22 protein-coding genes and 1 other annotated feature are annotated in these 23,737 nt (G+C 55.5%); of the genes, 15 read left to right on the top strand and 7 right to left on the bottom strand.

All coding sequences use genetic code 11. The features are described 5' to 3' along the window. Positions 1 to 178: 178 nt before the first annotated feature. Positions 179 to 273 (top strand) — a sequence feature (Trp leader region). Positions 274 to 419: 146 nt separating this feature from the next. The 5 genes from trpB to ABLV75_RS04260 all read left to right on the top strand — a co-directional run bounded on the left by trpB (position 420) and on the right by ABLV75_RS04260 (position 4,322). After that, positions 420 to 1,613: a tryptophan synthase subunit beta gene (trpB, locus tag ABLV75_RS04280; RefSeq protein ID WP_023329734.1), complete on the top strand. Its 1,194-nt coding sequence runs from the start codon at positions 420 to 422 to the stop codon at positions 1,611 to 1,613. Next, on the top strand, positions 1,613 to 2,425 hold the full coding sequence (gene trpA, locus ABLV75_RS04275) for a tryptophan synthase subunit alpha (protein ID WP_004102196.1): 813 nt from the start codon (positions 1,613 to 1,615) through the stop codon (positions 2,423 to 2,425). Before trpB ends, trpA begins: the two co-directional genes overlap by 1 nt. Before the next feature lie 200 nt (positions 2,426 to 2,625). Next, entirely contained in the window at positions 2,626 to 3,225 is a 600-nt protein-coding gene (locus ABLV75_RS04270) for a dienelactone hydrolase family protein (RefSeq protein WP_017145840.1), read from the top strand. Next, positions 3,225 to 3,797: a DUF1349 domain-containing protein gene (locus tag ABLV75_RS04265; RefSeq protein WP_023329735.1), complete on the top strand. Its 573-nt coding sequence runs from the start codon at positions 3,225 to 3,227 to the stop codon at positions 3,795 to 3,797. The genes ABLV75_RS04270 and ABLV75_RS04265 overlap by 1 nt, the downstream gene beginning before the upstream one ends. A gap of 132 nt (positions 3,798 to 3,929) precedes the next feature. Next, entirely contained in the window at positions 3,930 to 4,322 is a 393-nt protein-coding gene (locus ABLV75_RS04260) for a VOC family protein (protein WP_004102202.1), read from the top strand. 133 nt (positions 4,323 to 4,455) lie between these two features. Here ABLV75_RS04260 and ABLV75_RS04255 read toward each other — a convergent pair whose 3' ends face one another. Beyond that, on the bottom strand, positions 4,456 to 5,058 hold the full coding sequence (locus ABLV75_RS04255) for a DJ-1/PfpI family protein (protein WP_004102204.1): 603 nt from the start codon (positions 5,056 to 5,058) through the stop codon (positions 4,456 to 4,458). Positions 5,059 to 5,258: 200 nt separating this feature from the next. Beyond that, on the bottom strand, positions 5,259 to 5,882 hold the full coding sequence (locus tag ABLV75_RS04250) for a DUF1062 domain-containing protein (protein WP_047719817.1): 624 nt from the start codon (positions 5,880 to 5,882) through the stop codon (positions 5,259 to 5,261). A 366-nt stretch (positions 5,883 to 6,248) separates the two neighbouring features. Here ABLV75_RS04250 and ABLV75_RS04245 point away from each other — a divergent pair, with 366 nt between their 5' ends. The 7 genes from ABLV75_RS04245 (at position 6,249) to ABLV75_RS04215 (ending at position 13,884) form a co-directional block, all read left to right on the top strand. Further along, positions 6,249 to 7,280: a LacI family DNA-binding transcriptional regulator gene (locus ABLV75_RS04245; RefSeq protein ID WP_004113178.1), complete on the top strand. Its 1,032-nt coding sequence runs from the start codon at positions 6,249 to 6,251 to the stop codon at positions 7,278 to 7,280. A 293-nt stretch (positions 7,281 to 7,573) separates the two neighbouring features. Further along, positions 7,574 to 8,527 (top strand): ABC transporter substrate-binding protein, encoded by a 954-nt coding sequence (locus ABLV75_RS04240; protein WP_004102208.1) that lies wholly within the window; start codon positions 7,574 to 7,576, stop codon positions 8,525 to 8,527. A 64-nt stretch (positions 8,528 to 8,591) separates the two neighbouring features. Then, a complete protein-coding gene (locus ABLV75_RS04235; protein WP_004102210.1) occupies positions 8,592 to 10,124 on the top strand; it encodes a sugar ABC transporter ATP-binding protein in 1,533 nt (510 codons plus the stop codon). Continuing rightward, on the top strand, positions 10,111 to 11,130 hold the full coding sequence (locus ABLV75_RS04230) for a ribose ABC transporter permease (protein ID WP_348854893.1): 1,020 nt from the start codon (positions 10,111 to 10,113) through the stop codon (positions 11,128 to 11,130). The genes ABLV75_RS04235 and ABLV75_RS04230 overlap by 14 nt, the downstream gene beginning before the upstream one ends. Positions 11,131 to 11,207: 77 nt before the next feature. After that, entirely contained in the window at positions 11,208 to 12,578 is a 1,371-nt protein-coding gene (locus ABLV75_RS04225; RefSeq protein ID WP_348854892.1) for a hypothetical protein, read from the top strand. Next, entirely contained in the window at positions 12,575 to 13,495 is a 921-nt protein-coding gene (locus tag ABLV75_RS04220) for a carbohydrate kinase (protein ID WP_105890219.1), read from the top strand. The genes ABLV75_RS04225 and ABLV75_RS04220 overlap by 4 nt, the downstream gene beginning before the upstream one ends. A gap of 245 nt (positions 13,496 to 13,740) precedes the next feature. Then, entirely contained in the window at positions 13,741 to 13,884 is a 144-nt protein-coding gene (locus tag ABLV75_RS04215; RefSeq protein ID WP_004102219.1) for a hypothetical protein, read from the top strand. On the opposite strand, the gene ABLV75_RS04210 is transcribed toward ABLV75_RS04215, so the two are convergent. The 5 genes from ABLV75_RS04210 to ABLV75_RS04190 are packed head-to-tail and all read right to left on the bottom strand — an operon-like array spanning position 13,874 to position 20,010. Further along, positions 13,874 to 14,542, bottom strand: coding sequence for a hypothetical protein (locus ABLV75_RS04210; protein ID WP_004113186.1), 669 nt, complete (start codon positions 14,540 to 14,542; stop codon positions 13,874 to 13,876). The two genes, ABLV75_RS04215 and ABLV75_RS04210, sit on opposite strands and share 11 nt — an antisense overlap. Before the next feature lie 11 nt (positions 14,543 to 14,553). Continuing rightward, complete coding sequence (locus tag ABLV75_RS04205) at positions 14,554 to 16,152, bottom strand: hypothetical protein (RefSeq protein WP_047721058.1); 1,599 nt, start codon at positions 16,150 to 16,152, stop codon at positions 14,554 to 14,556. A 1-nt stretch (position 16,153) separates the two neighbouring features. Next, positions 16,154 to 18,685 carry a TcfC E-set like domain-containing protein gene (locus ABLV75_RS04200; protein WP_348854891.1) on the bottom strand — a complete coding sequence of 844 codons (2,532 nt, stop codon included), beginning with the start codon at positions 18,683 to 18,685 and terminating at the stop codon, positions 16,154 to 16,156. A gap of 10 nt (positions 18,686 to 18,695) precedes the next feature. Further along, a complete protein-coding gene (locus tag ABLV75_RS04195; protein WP_004102226.1) occupies positions 18,696 to 19,373 on the bottom strand; it encodes a hypothetical protein in 678 nt (225 codons plus the stop codon). A 49-nt stretch (positions 19,374 to 19,422) separates the two neighbouring features. Continuing rightward, entirely contained in the window at positions 19,423 to 20,010 is a 588-nt protein-coding gene (locus ABLV75_RS04190) for a common pilus major fimbrillin subunit EcpA (protein ID WP_004102228.1), read from the bottom strand. A gap of 809 nt (positions 20,011 to 20,819) precedes the next feature. On the opposite strand from ABLV75_RS04190, the gene ABLV75_RS04185 reads away from it, so the two are divergent. Genes ABLV75_RS04185 through ABLV75_RS04175 form a run of 3 tightly spaced genes read left to right on the top strand, consistent with a single transcriptional unit; the run spans position 20,820 to position 23,736 of the window. Further along, a complete protein-coding gene (locus ABLV75_RS04185) occupies positions 20,820 to 21,611 on the top strand; it encodes a phospho-2-dehydro-3-deoxyheptonate aldolase (protein ID WP_004102230.1) in 792 nt (263 codons plus the stop codon). A 14-nt stretch (positions 21,612 to 21,625) separates the two neighbouring features. Next, positions 21,626 to 22,177, top strand: coding sequence for a glycerol-3-phosphate responsive antiterminator (locus tag ABLV75_RS04180; protein ID WP_004102232.1), 552 nt, complete (start codon positions 21,626 to 21,628; stop codon positions 22,175 to 22,177). 20 nt (positions 22,178 to 22,197) lie between these two features. Continuing rightward, the gene (locus ABLV75_RS04175; protein WP_004102234.1) at positions 22,198 to 23,736 is read left to right on the top strand and encodes an FGGY-family carbohydrate kinase; all 1,539 of its coding nucleotides are present in this window, start codon (positions 22,198 to 22,200) and stop codon (positions 23,734 to 23,736) included. Position 23,737 lies beyond the last annotated feature (1 nt).

Below are 23,737 nucleotides of genomic sequence, written 5' to 3'. Positions count from 1 at the left end.
CCTTGGTTTGATGGCGTAAAGCAATCTGGCGTAACGCCAGCCCTGGCCGGAAAAGCGGCCTCCATTGATTCTGGGCGTCAATCATTATGCCATTGACATTGACCCATCAAACTAGTTTACTAGTACAAGATAAATTTTAGGATAGCGAATAATGCAACGCGTAATCATCATGAATCTGCACGGCTGGTGGCGTACTTCCCGATAACGGGCAGTATCGTCACGTCTGCAGTTCGCACACCGATACCCGGCCCGCCAAAACGCGGGCTTTTTTTCGCCCGGATTTTACGCATGGGACGCATCTGCCGGAGTGCAAGCAGCCGGGAGCCACTGCGCAGTACCCGATTTCACTTCATGTGCAGCGTCCTTTCCGGGGGCAGACCCCGAATCATCAGACACTGCACATACAACAAGGAGCAATAATGAGTCCCTTACTTAACCCCTACTTTGGCGAATTCGGCGGTACGTACGTTCCGCAGATCCTCATCCCCGCGCTACGCCAGCTGGAGGAGGCGTTTGTTAGCGCACGTGAAGATCCGCGCTTTCAGGCGGAATTAACCCATCTATTGAAAAACTACGCCGGTCGCCCGACGGCGCTAACGCGCTGCCGTAACCTGACGCAGGGTACGCGCACTACCCTGTATCTCAAACGTGAAGATCTGTTGCACGGCGGCGCGCATAAGACTAATCAGGTGCTCGGCCAGGCGCTGCTGGCAAAACGGATGGGCAAAACCGAAATTATTGCCGAAACCGGCGCCGGTCAGCACGGCGTGGCCTCGGCGCTGGCCAGCGCGCTGCTGGGCCTGAAGTGCCGTATCTACATGGGGGCGAAAGATATTGAACGTCAGTCGCCAAACGTCTTTCGTATGCGCCTGATGGGGGCCGAAGTGATCCCGGTGCACAGCGGCTCAGCCACCCTGAAAGATGCTTCGAATGAAGCGCTGCGCGACTGGTCCGGGAGCTATGAGACCGCCCACTTTATGCTGGGCACCGCCGCTGGCCCGCATCCTTTCCCGACTATCGTACGCGAATTTCAGCGCATCATCGGCGAAGAGACCAAAGCGCAGCTCCTCGAAAAAGAGGGGCGCCTGCCGGATGCGGTTATCGCCTGCGTTGGCGGAGGTTCCAACGCCATCGGCATGTTCGCTGACTTTATCGATACGCCCCAGGTCGGACTGATTGGCGTTGAGCCCGCTGGCCTGGGCATTGAGACCGGGGAACACGGCGCGCCGTTGAAACACGGGCGGACCGGCATCTATTTCGGCATGAAAACGCCGCTGATGCAAACCGATGACGGCCAGATCAAAGAGTCCTGCTCTATTTCCGCCGGCCTCGATTTCCCGGCCGTCGGGCCGCAGCATGCCTATCTGAACAGTATTGGCCGCGCGGAATACGTTTCGGTCACCGACGATGAAGCGCTGGCGGCATTTAAAACCCTGAGCCGTTCTGAAGGCATTATTCCGGCACTTGAGTCATCCCACGCCCTCGCGCATGCCTTAAGAATGATGCGCGACAATCCGCAACAAGAGCAGCTGCTGGTGGTGAACCTTTCCGGCCGCGGCGATAAGGACATCTTTACCGTGCACGACATTCTGCAAGCGCGAGGAGAAATGTGATGAAACGCTATAACGATATGTTTTCGCGACTGCAAACTCGGGGAGAAGGCGCGTTCATTCCCTTCGTGATGCTCGGCGACCCGCAGCCGGATCTGTCGCTGCAAATTATCGATGCGCTGATCGAGGGCGGAGCCGATGCGCTGGAACTGGGGATTCCCTTCTCCGATCCGCTGGCCGACGGCCCGACAATACAAAATGCCGCCCTGCGCGCGTTTGCAGCCAACGTCACCCCTGCGCGCTGCTTTGACATGCTGGCCGCCATTCGCGCCAGGTATCCGGCGCTGCCCATCGGTCTGCTGATGTACGCAAACCTGGTGTATAACCGGGGAATCGAGACGTTTTATGCCACCTGCGCCCGCGCGGGCGTCGATTCTGTGCTGGTAGCAGACGTCCCGTTCGAAGAGTCGGCGCCGTTCCGCGAGGCCGCGATGCGCCATGATATTGCGCCCGTGTTTATCTGCCCACCCAATGCGGACGATGAGCTGCTGCGACACATTGCCGCTCACGGCCGCGGTTACACCTACCTGCTGTCGCGCGCGGGCGTAACCGGCGCGGAAAAACGCGCCGCGCTGCCGCTGGAACATCTGGTCTCTAAGCTTGGTGACTATCAGGCGCCACCGCCGATTCAGGGGTTTGGTATTTCAACCCCGGAACAGGTGGCGGATGCCATGAAAGCGGGAGCCGCCGGGGCTATTTCCGGCTCAGCAATAGTGAAAATCATCGAACAACACCAGGACGATCGGGAGGCGATGCTCTGTCAGTTGAAGGCTTTCGCCCGCAACCTGAAAACAGCCACCGTCAGGCCAACATAGCGTGGGGTTAATGCGGCAAAATGCCGGTGGTGATGAATATCCATCACCGGCAATATCGTCTGGCCGCTAAGGGATATGCAGGGTAACGTAAAAAGGGAGCTTGCTGCTCTGGCCTGAGTGCTGCAAAATTTAGCCCGTTTCCCCAGACACCATCATTCGGCCACCTGACAATCCTGTTTTTATCCGACCGAGGCGCATTTATGTTACCTGAGTGTGATAAAGCCATCATCCTGCTGCATGAAATCTACGGCATTAATGCGCATATTCAGCGAACCGCCGCGACCTGGCGCAGCCGCGGCTTCGATGTCTACACGCCAGCGCTTTTTCCCCACTCTGCGCCGTTCGCCTATGAGCAGCAGGAGCAAGCCTGGCGTCACTTTAACGATAACGTCGGATTCGACACCACCGCCATTGAGTCGCTGCTGGCCGAGCTGAAAACAAAATATGGCATGCTAATCCTCATCGGCTATAGCGTGGGCGCCACCTTGGCCTGGCTGGCCGCCAGAAGCGGTTTCTGCAACGCCGCGATTTGCCACTACGGCTCGCGGATCCGCCACTACAGCGACGTTGCGCCGCCCTGCCCGACGCTGGTGATTCTCGCCAGCGAGGAACCGGCGTTCGATCCCCGGGTAATGCAAGATCAGCTGGAGAACGTCCCCTCCGTGACCTGCCGGATGTTCAATGCGCAGCACGGCTTTTGCGACGCTGACAGTCCGGCGTGGGATCCGCGCCTTACGCAGCAGGCAGACGAAGATACGCTGCAGTTTTTAACGCTTATTCAGCAAAGACAGGAGGCCTGATGCAACAGGTATTTCAATGGATTAACGAACCCGCAACATGGTCGGAAGAGGACGGCTCACTTAGCGTCGTAACCGATGAGGAAACCGACTTCTGGCGCGAAACCTGGTACGGGTTTGAGCGCTTCTCCGGGCATATCTATGCCACGGAAGCCGCGGGGGATTTCACCTTTCAGGTGCGGGTGCGCGCAGATTTCAGCACCCTGTATGACCAGGCGGGGATTATGTTAATGCAGGACGCCCGGCACTGGCTTAAGGCCGGTATCGAGTACAACGACGGCGCGCCCGCCATCGGTAGCGTATTGACGCTGGGAACTTCAGACTGGGCCACCGGCATTTTTCCAGGCAACCCCGCGGTGTTCTGGCTGCGCCTGACCCGTCGGGGCGAAGCGCTGCGCCTGCAGTACTCAACGGATGGCCACCAGTGGCCGCTACTGCGGCTGTGCCCTTTTCCGACCGGCGCCGCGAAAGTGGGCATCATGTGCTGTACGCCGCAGCGCAGCGGCCTGCGGGTTAATTTCGACGAAATATCGCTGCTGCCGGCCAACGATAAAGATTTGCACGATTTAAGCTGAGGGGAGCCCCCAGGGCGGACGCTTTCGCTGAATAATCGCGACGAAGGTATGATTTCTGGCTGCCGGGACTGCATGACTTCTCACCTTGCTGCTAGATTGGCAACAACTTGCAGGCGAAAAGGAGGAGGCGTCATGTTTTCCTATATTATGCTCGGCACTAACGATCTGCCGCGCGCCATTCGTTTTTACGATCCTTTGATGGAGATGCTGGGGCAGCCGCAAAGCGGCCGAAGCGATCAAGGCGCATCGTGGGGGACATTCAGCGGAAACAGCACCATCGGGCTGTGCGTTGGCCAACCGTTTAATCAGCAGCAGGCAACAACCGGCAACGGCGTTATGGTGGCTCTGAACGCACGTTCGGTTGAGCATATTCAGCAGCTGCATCAGCTGGCGCTCAGTCTGGGAGGAAGCGATGAAGGCGCTCCGGGACATCGCCCGCAGTACGGTGAAGGTTTCCACAGCGCCTACGTCAGAGATCCGGACGGCAATAAGCTGGCGTTTGTTTATTACGCAAACGCCGACTGAGGCCGCTGGCCGGCAAATTCAGGCAGGGTTGTCCATTGCGAAACCCTGTCTGTCTCTGAGCGGCGCGCCGGATGCGGTTAGCCTGATGAGACGACCGCAGCCCACTACGATGCAGAATGCGGCTTTGTCCGCATCAGCCCTCGGTAAACATTCCCGACGTAAAGGTCGCCCTCATGGCTTCGATCTCTTCCTGGCGGGCCGCGTTTAAGGCAGACAGCATATTGCAGGTAAAATCCAGAAAACCAACGCCGTTGGCGGTGACCAGGTTGCCGTCGCGCACCGATGGCACGTTTTTGTACCGTGAGGCGCCGCGATAGGCTGACCCCGCCCTGCTCTGCAGGTATGCCAGGCCGTTGGAGGTATGGTCAACATCATTAAGAAAACCGTGTGCGCCGAGGAATGCCGAAGCATCGCATATTGCGCCGACGACGATCTGCCGCGCCTGCGCTTGCTGAACCAGAGGCACAACCCGCTGAGCCTCCTCTCCCCACCAGTTCATTCCTCCCACCAGCACCAGAGCAGCGTAGTCATCAGGTATCGTCTGGAAGGTATAATCCGGCAGACAGCGCACCCCGCCAATTGACCTCACGGGCCCCTCATCCGCAGCCACGGTCCTGACTTCGTAGCGCGGCTCCCATACGCCAAACCCCCGGCGCAGGCCGGGCGCCAGCAGCGAAAACTCCCAGTCGGCATACTCCTGGATGAGGACAAACAGCACTTCTTTACGCGTATCCATAGACAGGGATTTCTCCTTTTTTAAACAGAATTTGCCGTCGCAATATCCGGCGAGTCGATCGACACTGGTCGCCGCGCCGTCGCCAGAAACTGTATAAATGCACAGTAAGAAAGGCAAGGTTATTTTTCCACCGTGGACAACCGTGCTCCATTTTTGCGAGTCAGCTCCCCGGATAGCAATCTATCCGGGGAAACGGGCTATCATCTCCTGAGATCTGAGCCGGTATTTAATGAAATTCGCCTGCGCGCCAGAAGAAGTTCCTTCACGATATAAAGCCTGTATCCTTCCGGCCGTATCCTCGGCGAACGTAGCTCTTTCAGCGTAATTCCGGCGATATCGCCCGCCGCCAGACATTTGCGGATCGCGCTGCCGCTAAGGCCGAGCTGTCTACGTAGCACCGCCAGTAAGCTGACCTGAAAAGCGCGCTCGACGTAGACGTTGACGCTGACCTGAGCAGCACGGACAAGGCTGATTCGCCAGCCTTCCCGTACGACGAATTCAGGCGAACCCGCTAACAACGCGCTATTGCGCCGCAGAACCTGCAAATCGTGAGAGTAGTCCTCTGCAGCAGATTTATCGTTTGCCATGAGTCGCTCATAGAGGTGTGGATCTATTTTACTGACGGGTAAACGAGAGAACAGGCTGATGTTCCAGGTGTATGCGCAGCGGACGCACTTATAGATACTCCAGACATCGAGCTGTTTTTTTTGCGAATTGATCCGGAAGGCTCCGGATGGCGTGAATTTCTGCTGCCCATGGCAGGCGGGACAGCGTTTGCTTAGCAGCTGGTAGCCCGCAGGGCTGACGTTCCATGTGACTTTCATGGTGAACCTTTTTTTTAACCCATACAAAAGCGGATCCGTCGATAACGGACCGTGATATTTGCAATGTGAAAAATATTTAGAGAATACTTTTCAGTGGGTTAAAAAAAGATTTCCAACGCGACTACCCTGTCTGACCGCTAATGAAGAGGCCAAGAATACCAAAGCGGCTGGCGGGTCAAATATGCATTAAATCAATAAATTCATAGAAATCATTCACAAACAACGTTATTTACCTTCTGTTCACAAAACGAGAAGCGGCTCACTGATCAAACAAACCTAAACGTTTATGTTTACTCACATAAACGTTTAGGTACAGACAATAACCGTTTATATCGCAGGTAATTTCTTAAAAGCAGAGAGCAAAAAATGCGTAAAGCAACGATGCGGGATGTGAGCGAAGCGACGGGATTTTCCATGTTTACCGTTTCGCGCGCGCTAAACGGTGGCGATGGCGTCGCTGACGACAGCCGGGAGCTGATTTTAAAAGTGGCGCGAGAGCTCGGCTACGTACCCAACCGCGCGGCCCAGGCGCTACGCCGTTCGAGCAGAGACTCGGTGGCGGTGATCACCGCCCATGCGTCGAACTCTTACTATCTCAACCTGATGTCCGGCATTCAGCAGATGCTGCAGCCTTCGCAGTGGACCGTGGTGCTTGGCGATATTGCGGTCAACGGCATCTACGACCGCGCGCAGGAAGATCGGATGATTAACCGCCTGATCGAGTCACGGATGGCCGGGATCATTTCGACCGTGACGCTGCAGCCGGAAAGCCTGACTCTGCTGGCGAAATGGGATATCCCGGTCGTCTTCGTTGATTCTCCGCCCCGCGGCGAGCACAACTTTCCCAGCGTCACAACCGACAATTACCATGCCAGCCTGCTGGTGGGAAACCATCTGGCGCAGCACGGCTATAAAAACTGGCTGCTCCTTATCTACCCGGACCGCTGGACCACGCGTTTTGAACGCGAGCGCGGGATACGCGAGGCCGCCGAGCGGTCCGGCGCTACGCTTGAAGTTGTCGAAACGGAAAACGACGCGCAGTCGGCTGCTGACAAACTGAGCCAGTACCTCGACCACCAGAAAGCGCTGCCGGATGCCCTTATTGCCGGTAACAACCCTATTCTGCTGGGTTCGCTCAAACAGCTCCAGCAGCGCCAGATAGCCATTCCAGAGGATATGGCCCTGATTGCCTACGACGAATTCGACTGGGCGCCGCTATTAAATCCGCCGCTGACGGTGCTCAATGAAAATAGCGAAGAGATTGGCAGACAGTCGGCTGAAATGCTTATCCAGTTAATTAACCCGGAAGGGAAAGGAGAAATCAACACTCAACGTAAAGTTCCCGCCGAGCTGGTTATTCGCCAGTCCTGCGGCTGTAAAAAAACGCATAACAATTAAAAGACATTATAGAGATTGCTGACAACGTTTCGCCCGAACGGACTTGCCCGACGCCGCTTCGCGCGCGGGCCTGAAAAACGGCTGTCGCGGTTTTCCAGGCCCGCTAAGGCGCCGCAGGATAACAGCGGCAAAGCGTTCGCAACGCGTTTGCCAGCCCTCTCTAATCATTTTGATGATTTAAATAACGGCTGAATAATCGGCCGCCAGTAAAAAAACAACATCAGGGGATTATTTCTGAGGCTTCCCCACACCTGGCCGTACGTCATACCACACGATAATGAAAGGAACAGAATATGACCAAACTTCGTAAAGCATTTCTGGCTGTCGCGGTTACTGCGGTAATCACCACCATGACAGGATTTATCCCCGCCGCCAGCGCCGCGCCGCAGGAGGGCAAAAAAATATCCCACATCGGCTTAATGGTGCAGGACATGTCCAACCCCTTCTTCTCGGCAATGGAAAGGAACGCAAAGCAGGCCGCGGCAAAAATCGGCGCAACCCTTAACGTACAAGATGCGCAGGTCGATCTGGCAAACCAGAACACGCAGATTGACGCCTTTATTCAGCAGAAAGTGGATCTGATCATTATTTCCGCCGTCGATGAGTCCGGCATCGAGCCGGCCATTCAGCGGGCAAAAGCCGCCGGAATTATCGTTATCGCGGTCGATACGCCCGCCAGGGGCGCTGACGCGGCGATCATGACCAATGCCATCCAGGCCGGCGAAACCTCCTGCGAATATCTGTTCAGCCAGATGGGCGGCAAAGGCAAAGTGCTGCTGGTGGACGGCACGCCGATTCAAACCATTATTGACCGCATCAAAGGCTGTAAAAACGTCGCGCAAAAATATCCGGATATCAAAATCGTCGGGCAGCAGGCGTCGCGCAACGACCGCGCTTCAGGACTGATGGTCACCACCGATATGCTCACCGCCAATCCGGATGTCTCCGGTATTTTCGGTATGAACGATCCTTCGGCGCTCGGCGCGGTGCTGGCCGTTGAGCAGGCCGGCAAAGCCGGTGCGATTAAAGTCACCGGCGTAGACGGCAGCCCGGAAGCGGTTGAAGAACTCAAGCGCAGCGGCTCACCGTTTATCGGCACCGCCACGCAAAACCCGGGCGAAATGGTGCGCCAGGCCATCTCGCTTGCTCAGGATATGGTTGACGGCAAGCCTATTGCGTCCCCGACCGTATTGATCCCCAGCGTGCTGGTCACGCGCGACAACGTAGATAGCTATCCGGGCTGGTAATCACATCATCACTCAAGAGGCAAAAACGGGATGACGATTGGGTTCATCCCGGAGGGCAAAGACAATGGCCGACATCACTTCACCCCCCTTGCTCAGGCTGGAAGGGATTTCAAAACGCTACGGCGCGACCCTCGCGCTGAACAACGTACGCTTTGATTTATTCGCCGGAGAGGTCCATGCCCTGATGGGGGAAAACGGCGCGGGTAAATCCACGCTGATGAAGATCCTCTCCGGAAACGAGCAGCGCGATAGCGGCGCGATCTATATCAACGGGCAGGAGATTGATATTCGCACGCCAAGAGATGCGCGCAAATATGGCATCGCCATCATCCATCAGGAGCTGAATACGGTTCCCGATATGACGGTGGCGGAAAATCTGTTTCTCGGCCAGGAACCGACCTCTTTCGCCGGTATTCTCGATCGCAAACGGATGCTCCGGGAGGCACGGGAGAAGCTGGACCGGATTAACGCGGACATCGACCCGCAGGCGCCGCTCGGCTCGTTGAGCATCGGACGTCAGCAAATGGTCGAGATCGCCCGCGCCGTCAGTGAAAACGCAAAAGTACTGGTGCTTGATGAGCCGACCGCCGCCCTGTCGCGGGCGGAGACCCTCCAGCTTTACCGGCTGATCGAGCAGATGCGTCAGGATGGGGTCGGGATGGTCTACATCTCGCACCGCATGGAAGAGGTATGGCAGCTGGCAAACCGGGTCACGGTGTTCAGGGACGGTACGTGGATCGGCACGGAAACCCTGAGCAGCGTCTCGACCACCGATATCGTACGCATGATGGTCGGCCGGCAAATCGTCGATCTCTATCAGCACGAACCGCGTACGCCCGGCAAAGTACTGCTGGAGGTCGCGGACCTGGCGGGTAGCGCAACCGGCCCGGTCTCCTTTGAGGTCAAAGCGGGCGAAGTCGTCAGCATGTCCGGGCTGGTTGGCTCTGGCCGAACCGAAGTGGCCCGCCTGTTATTCGGCGCCGACCCCCGCACCCAGGGAAGCGTACGTATTAACGGCAAGGTAAGCCATCCGTCAGATCCCACCGCCGCCATCGCCGACGGAATCGGGATGGTGACCGAGGACCGCAAAACCCAGGGCCTGTTTCTGGGTCATTCGGTTGAGCACAACATTGATATCAGCTCGCTGGAGAACTTTGTCGCCAGCGGCGTGGTTAAACGCAAAACCATCCGCGCCGCCGTCCTTGAGCAGATGCGCCGGTTACGGCTGCGGGAAAATGCGGTCGAACTGCCCGTCAGCGCCCTGTCCGGCGGAAACCAGCAGAAAGCGGCGCTGGCGCGCTGGCTGCTGCGCGATTCGAGGCTGCTTATCCTCGATGAACCGACCCGCGGCGTGGATATCGGCGCCAAAAGGGAAATTTACGAACTGATCGACAAACTCGCCCGCGCCGGGAAAGCCATTCTGGTGATCTCCTCCGATTTACCGGAGGCCATCGGCATCAGCGACCGCGTGCTGGTTATGCGCGGCGGCCGAATCGTTCACCAGTTACCCTCATATTCAGCAACGGAAGAAGAAGTGATGCTGCACGCAACAGGAACCTTTACCAGTCAATCCGGAGAATGCCATGGACAACAATAAACCTGTGACGGAACTGCCGGTCAAAGCGCCGTTTGATTTTGCGAAATGGTGGGATCGGGTGGGGATCTTAATCGTTCTGCTGGTGCTGCTGATCCTGATGTCGACCTTTGCGCCAAACTTTAACCGCGTCGATAATCTGCTGAATATCGCCCGCTCGATTTCCGTCAACGCTATTCTGGCGGCGGGCATGACTTTCGTCATTTTAACCAGCGGAATTGATTTGTCCGTCGGGTCTATCGTCGCCGTCTCCGGCGTGATCTCGGTGGTTGCGGCGATGGCCGGGATCCCTGCGCCGCTGGCGATTCTGGCCGGCGTGGGCGTGGGCGCGCTCTGCGGTCTGCTGAACGGCGTGCTCACCGCCTATCTCGCTCTTGCGCCCTTTATCGTCACTCTCGGCACAATGACCTTCCTGCGCGGGATGGCCTACACCATTACCGAAGGGCAACCTATTGTATCGAGTAGCCTGAGCTTCCGCGAGCTGGGGAATGGCTATCTCGCCGGCATCCCTGTTCCGGTCATTATTATGCTGGTGGTTTATCTGCTGGCGTGGTTCATTCTTGAGCGCACGCGGTTCGGTCGTCATATCTATGCCGTCGGCGGCAACGCCCAGGCCGCGCGCCTGGCCGGCGTCCGGGTAAAACGCGTACTGGCGGCGGTTTATATGATTGCCGGCGTCTGCGCGGGTCTGGCGGGCATTATCTTCGCCGCCCGGGTCATTTCCGCCCAGCCTACGGCGGGTACGGGATATGAACTGGACGCCATTGCGGCGGTAGTGCTGGGCGGCACCAGCCTCGCCGGAGGACGCGGGCGAATTATCGGCACCCTGATTGGATCGATAATTCTCGGCGTGCTCAGCACCGGCCTGATTCTGCTGAGCATCCCCTTTTTCACCCAGCTATTGATTAAAGGCATCGTCATCATTCTTGCCGTGGCGATTGACGGACTGAAGCAGCATCCGGAACTGTTTACCTTCTGGCGGAAAAAAGAGATCGCCCGTACCCGCTAGCTTTCCCTGACGCTTTGTTTATCCGCCGCGCTGGCGGCGGGTCTTCGCATGCTTAAATTTTAATGGAGTCTACGCCCATGACATATCACATTACGCTGACGGACCCGATGAACGGTACCCGGGATCGCGAACCGATTACGTTTACTCTCCCGGAGAAACTGCAGGAGCCCCTGTGGTGGGCAATCACCAGCGAGGACCAGCGGATCCTTTGCCAGCGCCTCACTCATGAGTCGACGCAAAACAGTACCGCCTTTATCGCTACGGTAAGCTTCAGCGGCACGCTCCGGATGCGGCTTGACCGGCCGCTAACGGCGGCTGAAGTCGGTGAAGTCGCTGGTATCCACCGCCTGCCTGGCCGGGAGAAAGACTGTTTTGTCCGCCTCAATACCGGCTGCTTCGATCTGGAAATGTGTCGGGGAACCGCCCAGGGCGTGGGTTCATCCAAGTGGGGGCTGCGCCATTTTCGCTGTCTGCAGGACAATGTCGAGCTGCTTCCTTCCGGGAATAACGCCATCGGCGGTTTTTACGGTCCGTTCTTTACCCCGGAAAATGGGCTGATTAACCCGCCGGAACATACCCTCGTTGATATTGAAATTGTTGAGGAAGGCCCGGTCTATCATCACTATCGCATGCACGGCACGATCCCCGATGGGTTATTAGCGGAGCTACGCGGTAAGCACTTCACCATCGACTGGAAGTTCAGCTGGAATACCCCGTGGTTTCAGCGGCGCTACGGGGTGGATGACTTTTCGACGGTCATCAACGGGCGTTCGGTGACCAACAAGATCACCGTCGGCGACGAGTTTGAAAGCGGTCCGGGAAAACTGCTGTTTGACCGCTTCGCGGCCTACGGCGGTACCCGCTATCGCGCAGGCGACCCCTACGCCGAAGAGCTGGTCGCCATGGTGGCTCATACCGTTACCACCTCTGAAAACCAGAGCCCGAAATTTGCCGAATTCCGCGAACAGCTCGCCGATATGGCCTCCGCTCACTGGGATCTTTACTGGCGAATGTTCTGCCGCTGGGAAAACGTGCTGGATGAAGCTGAAATCCGCGAAAGGCTTGGCGTTGTGCGCGCCCGGGCGCACGTTCGCGCCGACCTGAATGAACGGGAATGGCGCCTGACTGATTCTCCCGTCAACGTTTCCGCCGTGCCGGATGAAACCGTGTTCCCGGGACCAGCCAGTAAAACCGTCGAGTACGATTCAGCGAGCGGCCGGGCGATGATCTGGTGGACCTCCCGCCCCTCCGGCGCGTTTCAGATAGTCCAGCGCCGTCAGTCCGGTTGGGTGAACTGGGGCAGCAACGGGGAAAACGAGTGTCCGGAGCTCCCGGTCGGGGTCGATATCAAGACCGCCTGCGGGATATTCGCTGACAACTGGATGCAGGTAGCCGACAACCTGGAAACGCCGCCGCAGGTCGCGGTGAGCCGGGAGGAAAAGCCATGATCCTTTGCTGCGGAGAAGCCCTGATCGATATGCTGCCCTGCCGGAGCCGTGAAAATGCTCCCGCCTTTACGCCCTGCGTCGGCGGCGCGGCGTTCAATACCGCCATTGCCCTGGGGCGCCAGGGGATGGCGGTCGCGCTGTTTTCCGGTTTATCGGACGATTTTATGGGTGACAAGCTGCGCCACACGCTTGACGCTTCCGGCGTGGATTATTCGCCCTCAACCCGCGCGCCGCTACCGACCACGCTGGCCTTTGTCAGGCTGGAAGGCGGACAGGCGCGCTATACCTTTTACGATGAGAATAGCGCCGGCAGAATGCTGACTGAAAGCGACCTGCCGACGCTCGGTGATGACGTATCTGCCGTCCTGTTCGGCTGCATCAGCCTGATAGCCGAACCGTGCGGCAGCGTTTATGAAGCGCTGATGGTAAGAGAGGCGCCGCGCCGGGTGATGTTCCTCGACCCCAATATTCGTGAAATCTTCATCCAGGACCGGCAGAAACACCTGGCGCGCATGATGCGGATGATTGCTCTGGCGGATATCGTCAAGCTTTCCGATGAGGACCTCGCGTGGTTTGCCGAACCCGGCGAAGAACACGCGGTCATACGCCGTTGGCTTGCTCTGGGACCAAAGCTTATCGTGGTCACCCGCGGGGCTGACGGCGCCGATGCCTGGACCGCTAATTTCCATCTTCATGTTCCAGGGATTCGCGTAACGGTTGCCGATACCGTCGGCGCCGGGGATACGGTCAATGCCGGTATTCTCGCCAGCCTTTCGCAGGCCGGACTCCTTGAGAAGCCTAAATTAGTGACACTGTCACGAGAACAGGTGCGCCGCGCGGTCGATCTCGGTATGCGCGCCGCCGCGGTGACGGTCTCCAGGCCGGGAGCTAACCCGCCGTGGGACCATGAGCTCTGAAGACGGAGGACGCCAACCCTTGTAAACCGCAGGCGACCGGATGATGGTCTGAAAATAGCGTTTATGGATGGACCATCATCTTTATTTATTGTGGATATGATTTATGTCCCAATTATTGAATGAAAGCTAAACCAGCTTCATTTAATCATGGGTTATTACCTACTAATCCATTAATATCAGACAATTAGATCGTGATCTATTTTCTGCCGATCTCGCTGACAGACATCAGGGACAGGACGTCAATAATGAAAAATACTCCATGGCTCGTGCGCTTACGTAATACCTCTATTCCGGAGCATAAGCTTCGTCCCGCGAAATGGCTGGCGCTGATTGCCCTGCTGCTGCTGCTGGCGCAGCTGATGGTCGAATCCCTGTTGCTCACTGAATAGCATCAGGGCACGCCTTCCCCAACGGAAAGTAGCGCTGATTGGCCACCACGAATTTTCTGTTTTTCCCTGCCAGAGCCGCGTCGCGATAGCGTTCGCCCGGCAGCAGATACAGCTGCGTGGCGCGTTCATCACTCCCCGCGCATCCCTGGTGAACAATCACCCGAAAAAACGTATTTCCGCTATTGTAAATCTCCCCCTGGCGTTCATCTATCTGCCACTCCAGGCGCTGCTGACGCGGCCTGACGACCAGAATAGTGCTCATCGCCACCACCGGCAGCACATCCATCTTTTGCGGCGTCGTCCTGAAAGGTATCAGCGTCACCGGCGTCTCTTTGAATACCACGCGATAATAGCGCTCCTGATTATCTTCAGGGCCTTTGTAATAGAGACGGAAATATTCACTGCTTCCCGGCGGTAAATTGAAGCGCAGCGGGGCGTAGAGCAGTTCGCCCTGATTAGGCAGAACCGGTTCATTCCCCGCGCCGGGTTTGGCAATTTTCCACGCCGCAATCGAGTACATATTATTGCGCGGCGTGTCGTTATACAGCGGCTGCGAGATAAAGGCCCGGTCGGAGGGCATCTCATACACGACGGCATTAAAAAACGCCCCTGCCGCCGCCAGCGGCGACGCGGCCAACAGCATAGCAGCGGCTTTCATTAATCTGCCTCTCACTCGACGCCCAGCCATTTGGCAGTCACTCTGACCTCGCCGCTCGCGTTGACCGTTCCCATCCAGTCGCTGCCGTCGAGAGTGCGTCTGGAGCGCGGATCGTCCATCGGAAACAGCAGCTGCAGGCGGGTGGTGAAATAGTAGCCGTCATCAATTGCCGCATTCCACGGCGTTTGCGTCCAGCGCGCAGCGGTCATATCGATCTCCGCATCGATGCAGCTATTGCGGCTGGTGCGGGTTTCTCCGGTGGATGCCGTCCAGGAGAGAAAGGCCGGGATCGGCACCTGCCAGCCGCCCTCTTGCGACGTAAACAGGCAGTATGAGACACCATCAATAGAGGTACCTTCGCCGATCACCTGAGCCGTCACCGCGTCCGCCATACGCTCGGAGGAGACGGTTACCTGATATTCAAAGCCGATCGGCGTCGGGTCGCCGATATTGCCCGACTCTTTCGGCGCAGCATTGCCGTCCGTGGACACAATACTGATCCCATACTCTTTCGGCAGAATATTGATCATACTCGACGCCGTAAACTGATAAAACCCGGACTGCGCGGTGTTACTGTTATCAAAGAAGAAGGTAAACAAATCGTCGTTATTGGTAATGCTAATTCCGCGCTGGATCAGGTTCTGGAAAAAGGTTTTCGAGAGGAACACATAAACGTACTGGCCTTCGGGGGTAAAGACGTTGCTATAGGTAGTTGAAGCGCTCCAGTTATACCAGGTGGATCCATTGCCGCTATATTTGATGGTTTTAGACGCCGGACTAAAGCCCAGCCTGGCGGTATCGACCACCATTTCAAATGACAGAGAAGAGGTCACCCGCTTGGTTTGACGATAGCGATACGACACCATTTTACAGGTCATCCCACTTTCGCCGCCGACGATACTGACCTCGCAGTGCTCGCTACCGATATTGACGCTGGGCGTGCCGTCGCTGGCAATCCAGATTTCCGCCAGCGCGCCGGTGCTGTTCAGCGTTAAATGCCCGACTTTAGTGGCATTGATGGTGTAATAACGCCACGTCGCGCCCGAGGCGAGATCCCGACAGCGCTGGCCGGATGCCGCATCGTAATTAGTTTTGGTGTAACAAAGATTGAGCACAAAGGCATCGCTCTCGCCAGGCTGACGGTTGCGCAGATATTCATACATTGCCGGGGAGAACGTGGCGTAGCCGGTGCCGCCATTGTTCAAAGAGCTTCCGGACATCGTATGATAAAAACCTTCACTATCAATGACCTCGCCGGAAATATAGCCCTGCGACGGGCAGTCGGCGCCGGTGGTCATACAGCGAATGCCGATAAACGGTGAATTCACCGGCGAGTCCGACAACCACATATCGTAGTAGTAGGATCGATAGCTCCAGCTGACGTAGCCCATATAGCCCAGACTGCGCTGCTTCGTCGAGTAGCGGGTCCAGACGTTTGCGCCGGAAAAGCGCGGGTCCAGGCTGCCGGGGGTAACGAAATATTCGTTATCGACATGGTTTTCAATAAACATATAGTCATTTTTCCCCGAGCCGCTGCTGCTGGCTTTCACCGCCAGGCTCTGGAATGACGTGGTCGCCAGGCAAGCGCCCAGCGCCAGGCCGCAAATCAGTTTACCAGGTGTCACGCTGCCCCTCCCCCTGTACCGCCATACGCATCTGCGCCTCGCACTGCAGGTCCCCCATCCACACCGCGCCGCGCGCTTCCTGCAGATTCAGCTCCAGCTCGCAGCGCTGTCCGTTTTTTTCGACCAGAGTGATGGTCGGATAGCGTTTATCAACATCCATGGCGAATTCTCCCTGTCCATCGGTGCGCCCTTTGCCGATGTGATTATGAATATCGAGGTGGGCGGCGACGGTGCCGTTATCGCGCCGAATGCGGCCAAACACCGTAACCAGCTGTTTTATCTCTGGACGAATAACGTCCACATTACCGGGATACAGCACCGCCTGATGGCTTCTGCCGCTGACGATATCCACGCTATCGGCGCTGCGTTTGTCATTCATCAGCTCCACGCTGTAGCGCCCATAGGCGGGCAGCGGAATAAAGTTTTTCTGGCCGCTGAGCGGGTAATGCTGGCCGTTAATTTTGGCAGTCATAGTGGCGTTGTCGCGGAAATCGGTATGGATCAGCACCCCCGATGTATGGCTTCCTTTGGCCGGAACAACATCTTTTCCGGCCCAGGCGACGCTGCCCAGGGTACTGAAATTGAGGTTGGTACTGTTATCCGAAGCATGGGTGGCGGATAGCGTGCCGCTGCTGTATTTAGTGTCGTAGCTGGCAAAACCATTGATCGCCCGTTTATCGCTGCGGTAGCTCTCGCTCTCTTTGCTTTTTAACCGCCGGGAAGCTGAGATGCCCGCCTGAGTGATGGCGCTATCGGCGAAGCGTTTTCTGAGCGCCATATTCGCCAGCATATTGCCGTTTTCGCTGGAAACCCCGGCGCTGAACCACGCCGCCAGCGGCAACGAAAAATCGAGGTTAATGTATTTATCCCGCGTGGTGTCCTGGTTGCGCTGATAGTGGTAATTCTGCACCCCGGTTCTCAGGGTAACGGTACCGTAGCGCCCCGACGCCAGCGTCTGCGAGTAATCAAGGTTGTTATAACGCGTTTTATTACTGTAGTTTTCCGTACGGCTGAAGGTCAATGTGCCGAGGTAGGGCGTCAGCGATTGCAGCGGCAGCGTTGTCCCCCAGGTAAAGTAATCCCCTTTGCGCAGCGGTAAGTGATTGCCAATATGCGTAAATTCTCGCGAACCCCAAAGTGAACCATAGCCCGCAGGCAGACTCAGATTGAGGGTGGTGATGCTTTTCCTGCTGCCGTCGTTGGCCAGCAAAACCTGTTGATTAACCCGCAGACGTTCGTTGAACATCACATCCACTTCGCTTTCGTTTACGGCGTTGCTGTCGAAACCGTATAGCGTGGTTTTAAACCCAGTCCCGGCGAGCCAGGGCAGCGTGACCGCCGCCGCGCCGCCGCTAAGCCAGGTTTCCTGCTTCCCCTCGCGCCGGGCATGTTGTGGTCGATAGTCGGTTTTATGGTATTCGAGCATTCCGCCGAATACTTGCCACGACCAGCGCTCGGTGACGCTCGAGCGACGGGCGTAGGTTTTGTTAATCTGTTCCGTGCGGCTGCTGGCCACTTTGCCGTTGATCACAACCTGCACCTCAACCTGATATATGCCGAACGGCAGCGTTGCGGTATTGACTTCGTAGCTGCCCATCGCAAAGTTCTGAATGCTCAGTAATTTGCCATCGCGCAGAATATGCACTTCGCCCGCCGCCGGTAAAAAGACGGTAATCGGCGTCAGGGACAGGGCGGTATCTTCAAGGCGCGAGTTGCTTTTATTGCCATAGCTCACGCCGTAGATGCGGCTGGAATTCAGCGCGCTCATGCTGGCGATGGATTGTAGATTCCAGGTATCGACCATTCCCAACGCCAGGCGTTGGCCTGCCATATCGCGCTCATACATCGCCCGGTAGAGGTTACCGCTGCTGTCGCCAGAGCCGATACCGTAGAAAGAGCCGTTGATATTCACGTGGTGCTCGCGAAATGCCGCGGTGTTATCCAGCGTCAGGTAGCTGCTGGTGCCGTCGTGATGATAAGTACCAAAGGTATAATTGAGCACGTTCGACGGCGCACCGGCGGTTGAGTCGCCCAAAACGCTGTGCCTGGCAAGCGTCGTCGCCGCCAGCGCGCTGCGATCGACGATCATTTCAAGGTAAAATGCCCGGACGTCGAAAGTGATCTGCGCCGCGCCGGAGAGACGCAGCGTCATATCCGCAGAAAATTGTTGGTCCTGCAGACCATTGACAATCTCCTCTACTGGCGCAGATAGCGACAGGTTATCCGGCGTGGAGAGCAGCGTCAGTTCGCGGATCGTCAGCGCCCCGTCCTTGGTCGCAATCAGCGCATCGGCGATTTTTTGCCGACTGCGCGACGGCAGCTCCGCCTCTTTGTAGCGGATAAAAACCGGTACCCGCATCCCCTGCTTAAGCGCATCAGCAAAAACGGGCGGAATAACATAATCCCCCACCCGCAGCAGCGTCGCTCTGCCCGCGCTTTCGTTGGCTGAAGCATCGACGGTACAGACGAGACATATTCCCGGCAGCAGCATTCCTTTTCTGAATAACCATCCTGACATCTGTAATTCTCTATTTGACGTGAATATATTTACCTTCGTGCCAGATACCGATTCGCGTCTGTTTATTCGCGACCTGCGTATGCGTTATTTTTGCGCTAAGTCCGGGCATCACGTAATAACGTTCACGGCAGCCCTCGCCTTTGTTTTTTTCAGGATCTTTACAGGGCCCATAGGAAATAACCCGGAAGGTCACATTGCCGGTATTCGTCACCGTATCGCCGCGATGCTGATAGTTAAATTTCGCCTTGCGCGGCGCCACCACCAGAATGGTGTTAATTTGCGCTGAGGTTGTCGCCATACCGTGACGTGAATTACTGCTGGCCTGATGATCGCTCACCGGTTCATCCAGCCACGACAGCCGGTAATAGCGCTCTTTATCATCTTCAGGACCATGATAAATAAAGCGGAAATGTTCTCTGGCGCCGGCGGGAAGAATCACGTTTGCCGGGGTAGAAAGCAACTCGCCGGGCTGTTCCATCGGAATAATTTTGCCCCCTGCCATCGGCGTAGAGAGGCGGTGGGCGCTGACGCTAACAAATCGCGCCGAGTCGCTGGCGTTATCGATCTCTTTCGCCAGCATCTGGTCATTGGCGAACATAATGGAGGTCACTTCCCCAACGCCAATCGCCGCCGCGCTAGCGCTGATTAACAGCGGCAGAAATAAAAATGGGTATAATTTTTTCATCATTAAAATAAAGGAGGGCTACCCCTCCTTATTGGCATATTTAAAGGCGATATTAGCTCTGAGACAGCGTCCACTCGGCGGTAAACTGCACCTTCACATCGCCGCTCCAGTAGCCGTCGGCAAGGGAAGCGAAAGGCGTCGCGGTGGTACCATTTGAGGTAGCGGAATCGACGGTAAACAGGAAGGCGCTCTGCGTGCTGGTGCGGTTATCTTTATCAGCATATCCCGCGATCAGCGCTTCCAGGCCTGCGGTAATATTATTGCTAATATCCATCATTTTCACCGGCGTGGATTTGGACAGCTTCTCACCGTTCCATGCCACGCCAATTTCCAGCGTTGAGTTATCCGTAGCGCGGGTCAGCGTGTTGGTCACCAGTTGAGAGGTTAAAACGAAATCGGACGCGTTCTCCTGCCCCTGAATGGTAATATCAAACGCCCCATCCTGTGAATTAAACGCTTTCAGACCTTCGGCATATTCAAAAGAGACGGAACGCAGCGGCGTAACGACCAACAGGCTGGTGGTATCTTTTGTTGCAGAAGCATCCCAGCTTGCCGTTGCGGAAGCCGTTACGTCCGCAGCCATGGCGCCGGAGCAAAAAAGAATGGACGTCGCGCATGCTGCCAGAAGAGACTTTTTCATTATATATCCTTAATAAACATTTCCAGATGTAGTGCTTTGGCGTTGCCGCCACAGAGATATTTTGCCCCGAGAGCAAAATAAGATTCATTACGGGCTATTAAAACGACGCTGCAGCGCTGAAGACATTCGACAAACGCCGAGCTAAATGTATATTGAAATTTCAATGCGGCGAAGTATAAATTCCCGACAGGCAGCTGTCTATTGCTGTCAAAAATAAGAATAATCGTCATCACATTCAGTAAAAGGCAACTGAGAGGATGATCTGTCGTGGTTTTAAAATAATCTGTTTAAGACTTTTCTCCTGACCATTGACGAATCATCGCAGACCCCAGGATAAAACACGGCGTCGACCAACAGAAACAGCGCACAGGGATCGTTTTCAATCTGAGTTCAGTAGAAAAAAATGAAGGAATAGCCGAATGATGAATCAGGTAAACATTTCCCGGTGTAAATATATCCCCTGAAAGTTTCCTCCAGCAGGCTCTCATCATAAATATCGCTGGCGAAGAACAGTACAACAACCCATTCACCAGTACCGATAAGTTTAAACTCAACCCGGATTTGTGACAGGCATCTCAGTTTATCAACAATGGCTAGACAGAAAGAACTCAGACATGCTAGTAATTAATTCAAGCAAGGGAACGGATTTAAATTAAACACCATTTAAACCCCACCCGTAAGGCTGAAAAAATTAATTGATAATGGTTTGGGTAGCTGAACGATTATCAAAAGGGTAAGTGAATCGAAGGCCCTCAGAGACGAAAGTCTCTGAGGGCCTTTTTGTTTTTTTTCTATCTCAGGAGTCAAAAATGTCTAAAGAACGTCGTCTCTCTCGCATTTTCGCAAAAGATGGTAAATCAGTCACTCTGGCGCTGGATGGCTACTATTTTTCGACCAAAACTAATGGTATTGATAATACGATAAACCAGCTCCCGGCCCTCGTCGACAGCGGTCTGGACTGCGCGCTGGTGACCTGGGGCATGTTGAAAAATTTCCGTGAAGTTTTCAATTGCGTCCCCGTTGTATTACGCGTCGATAGCACAGTGAGTATTTTTGACAATACCGTTCCCGACACCACCCCCGTATTTTCCATTGAGGACGCGCTGAAAGTGGCGGCGGAAGGCGTGGTGTGCATGACTTTTCCCGGCGCGTTCAATGAGGAGAAAACGCATATCATGGCGATGCAGCTGGCGCAGGCCGCCGACCGCTGGAACGTACCGCTGATCGTGGAATCCCTGCCGTACGGCTATCCCGTCACTAGCGACGACTCCAACAATCCGGCCGTTATCGCCGCCTCTGCCCGCATTGCCGTTGAACTGGGGGCTGACGTGATCAAAACCCGCTTCACCGGCACCGAGGACGACCGGCTTATCGTCGAAGCGGCCGGCGTGCCGGTGCTGGCGCTGGGCGGGCCGAAAACCGGGATTGACGGTTATTTTAAATTTGTTCATCACTGCATGCAGGTTGGTGCAAAAGGCGTGGCGGTGGGTCGCAATATCACTCAGGACCCACAGCCGGCAAAAGTAGTAGCAGGTCTGAATGCCATCATCCATGAAAATGCGACAGCGGAAGATGCCTACAGCCTCTATATGGCTAAATAACATCGGATATTAATATGCTCTTAAATAACACCATCATTCCTTCAATCAGAAAATATAAACATTTTGAACAGGCGCTGGCCTGCGCATCAGAATACGTACTGTTATCCGAGGCGAATATTGGCAATCTGCAATCGTTGATCGGTAAATGTCATCAGAGTGGCAAGAAAGTGCTTATTCACCTCGAGCTACTGGGTGGTTTTAAACCTGACCAGGCGGGTATTAGTTTGCTCAAAAATTACTACAAGGTTGATGGTGTTATTTCGTCCAATCTCTCGGCCCTACGCTATGCCAAAAAAGAGGGATTGTTAACTATCTTTCGGGTACTGCTCATCGACTCGCGCTCGCTGGATCACTCCATCGATATTGTTAAGCATAACCCGCCAGATGCTATTGAAATCTTACCTGCTGAATATGCCTGCCAGTGTCTGGAATTGATTAGCCGGAATTTAAAAGGCTTTGATGTGATATTCATCGCCGGAGGCTTTGTTAAGCGGAAATACCTTGTAGATAAAATTTTCCATGCCGGATTTAAAGGCATTACCACCAGCGAACCCGGTTTATGGTAACTCATAAGGAGTCCACGCGAATGAAACAACACTATGTCATGGGCATTGATAACGGCGGCACCGTTACAAAAGCGGCGATTTACGATCGCGCCGGCAACGTGGTGGCCAGCGCGTCGAAATCAACGCAAATGCTGACCCCGAAGGAATTTCATACCGAGCGGGATATCAACGAACTCTGGGCGGCTAACGTCGAAGTCATTAAAAAAGCCATCGCGCAGTCGGGTATCGACGCCAGCCAAATCAAAGGCGTGGCGGTAACCGGTCACGGCAACGGGCTTTATATGGTGGACGAAACCGGTGACCCGGTGCGCAACGGAATTATCTCCACCGATAGCCGGGCTAAGGCCTGGGTAGAAAAGTGGTACCGCGACCCGACGTTTGTTAGCGATATTTTGCCCAAAACTATGCAGTCTATCTGGGCCGGGCAGCCCGTCGCCCTCCTCGCCTGGCTGAAAGAGAACGAGCCTGAAACACTGTGTAAAGCGCGCTACATTTTCATGGTCAAAGATCTGATTCGTTTTTATCTGACCGGCGAAGCTTTTCTCGAACTTACCGATATCTCAGGAACCAACCTGATCAACGTTCGCGACCGCGACTATGACGCCTCGCTGCTGGCCTGGTGGGGACTCGGCGATCTGCGCGATAAGCTTCCGCCCATCAAGCTCTCCACCGATTGCTGCGGTTACATTACCGAAGACGTCGCGCAGCTCACCGGATTGCGTGCCGGAACGCCGGTCTCGGGCGGGGTGTTTGATATCTCGGCGTCATCTGTCGCATCCGGTATCAATACCCTGGATAAGCTGGCAATTATTACCGGAACATGGAGCATTAACGAATACGTGACCGACCATCCGGTTATTGACCAGGATCTCTTTATGACCTCGATTTATCCGATTGAGGGCAAATGGTTAATTACCGAGGCAAGCCCCACCTCCGCCAGTAATCTGGAGTGGTTTATCAATAACTTTATGGAGAGCGATCGCACCGCCGCCGCTGCGCAGGGATCGTCAGTCTACGATCTGTGCAATGAGCTGGTCTCCACAACCACGCCCGCGGAGAGCCACCTGCTGTTCTTCCCGTTTGTCTTCGGTTCCAACACCATCCCGGACGCCTCTGCGGGGTTTATCGGCCTGAATAGTTTCCACAAAAAAGCGCATTTTTTACGCGCGATATATGAAGGGGTTGCTTTCAGCCACCTGTATCACACCGAACGGTTACGCAATATTAACCCGCAGCTCAGCCGCACCATCCGGATTGCGGGCGGCGTGACTAACTCAGCGGTCTGGCTGCAGATATTCGCCGACATTTTCCAGTCCACCCTGGAGATTGTCGACGTGAAAGAGCACGGCACGCTGGGCACCGCGATGACCGCCGCAGTAATGGTTGGCTGGTTTGATGACGTCTTTGCCGCCTCAAATGAGATGGTTCACGTTTCGCGAACGGTTACACCGGACCCGGACAGCAACAAGGTCTATCAGGATAAGTATCAGCTTTACAAAAACCTGCTATCGGAAATGCAGTCTCCGTGGAAAAGCTGCAGTAACTACATCACGCATTAAG

It is taken from the genome of Klebsiella sp. CN_Kp066 (assembly GCF_040065135.1).
GTDB classification, from domain to species: Bacteria; Pseudomonadota; Gammaproteobacteria; order Enterobacterales; family Enterobacteriaceae; genus Klebsiella; species Klebsiella oxytoca.
The sequence above is the reverse complement of the archived record's forward strand: the minus strand, read 5'-3'. Positions and strand labels throughout refer to the sequence as shown.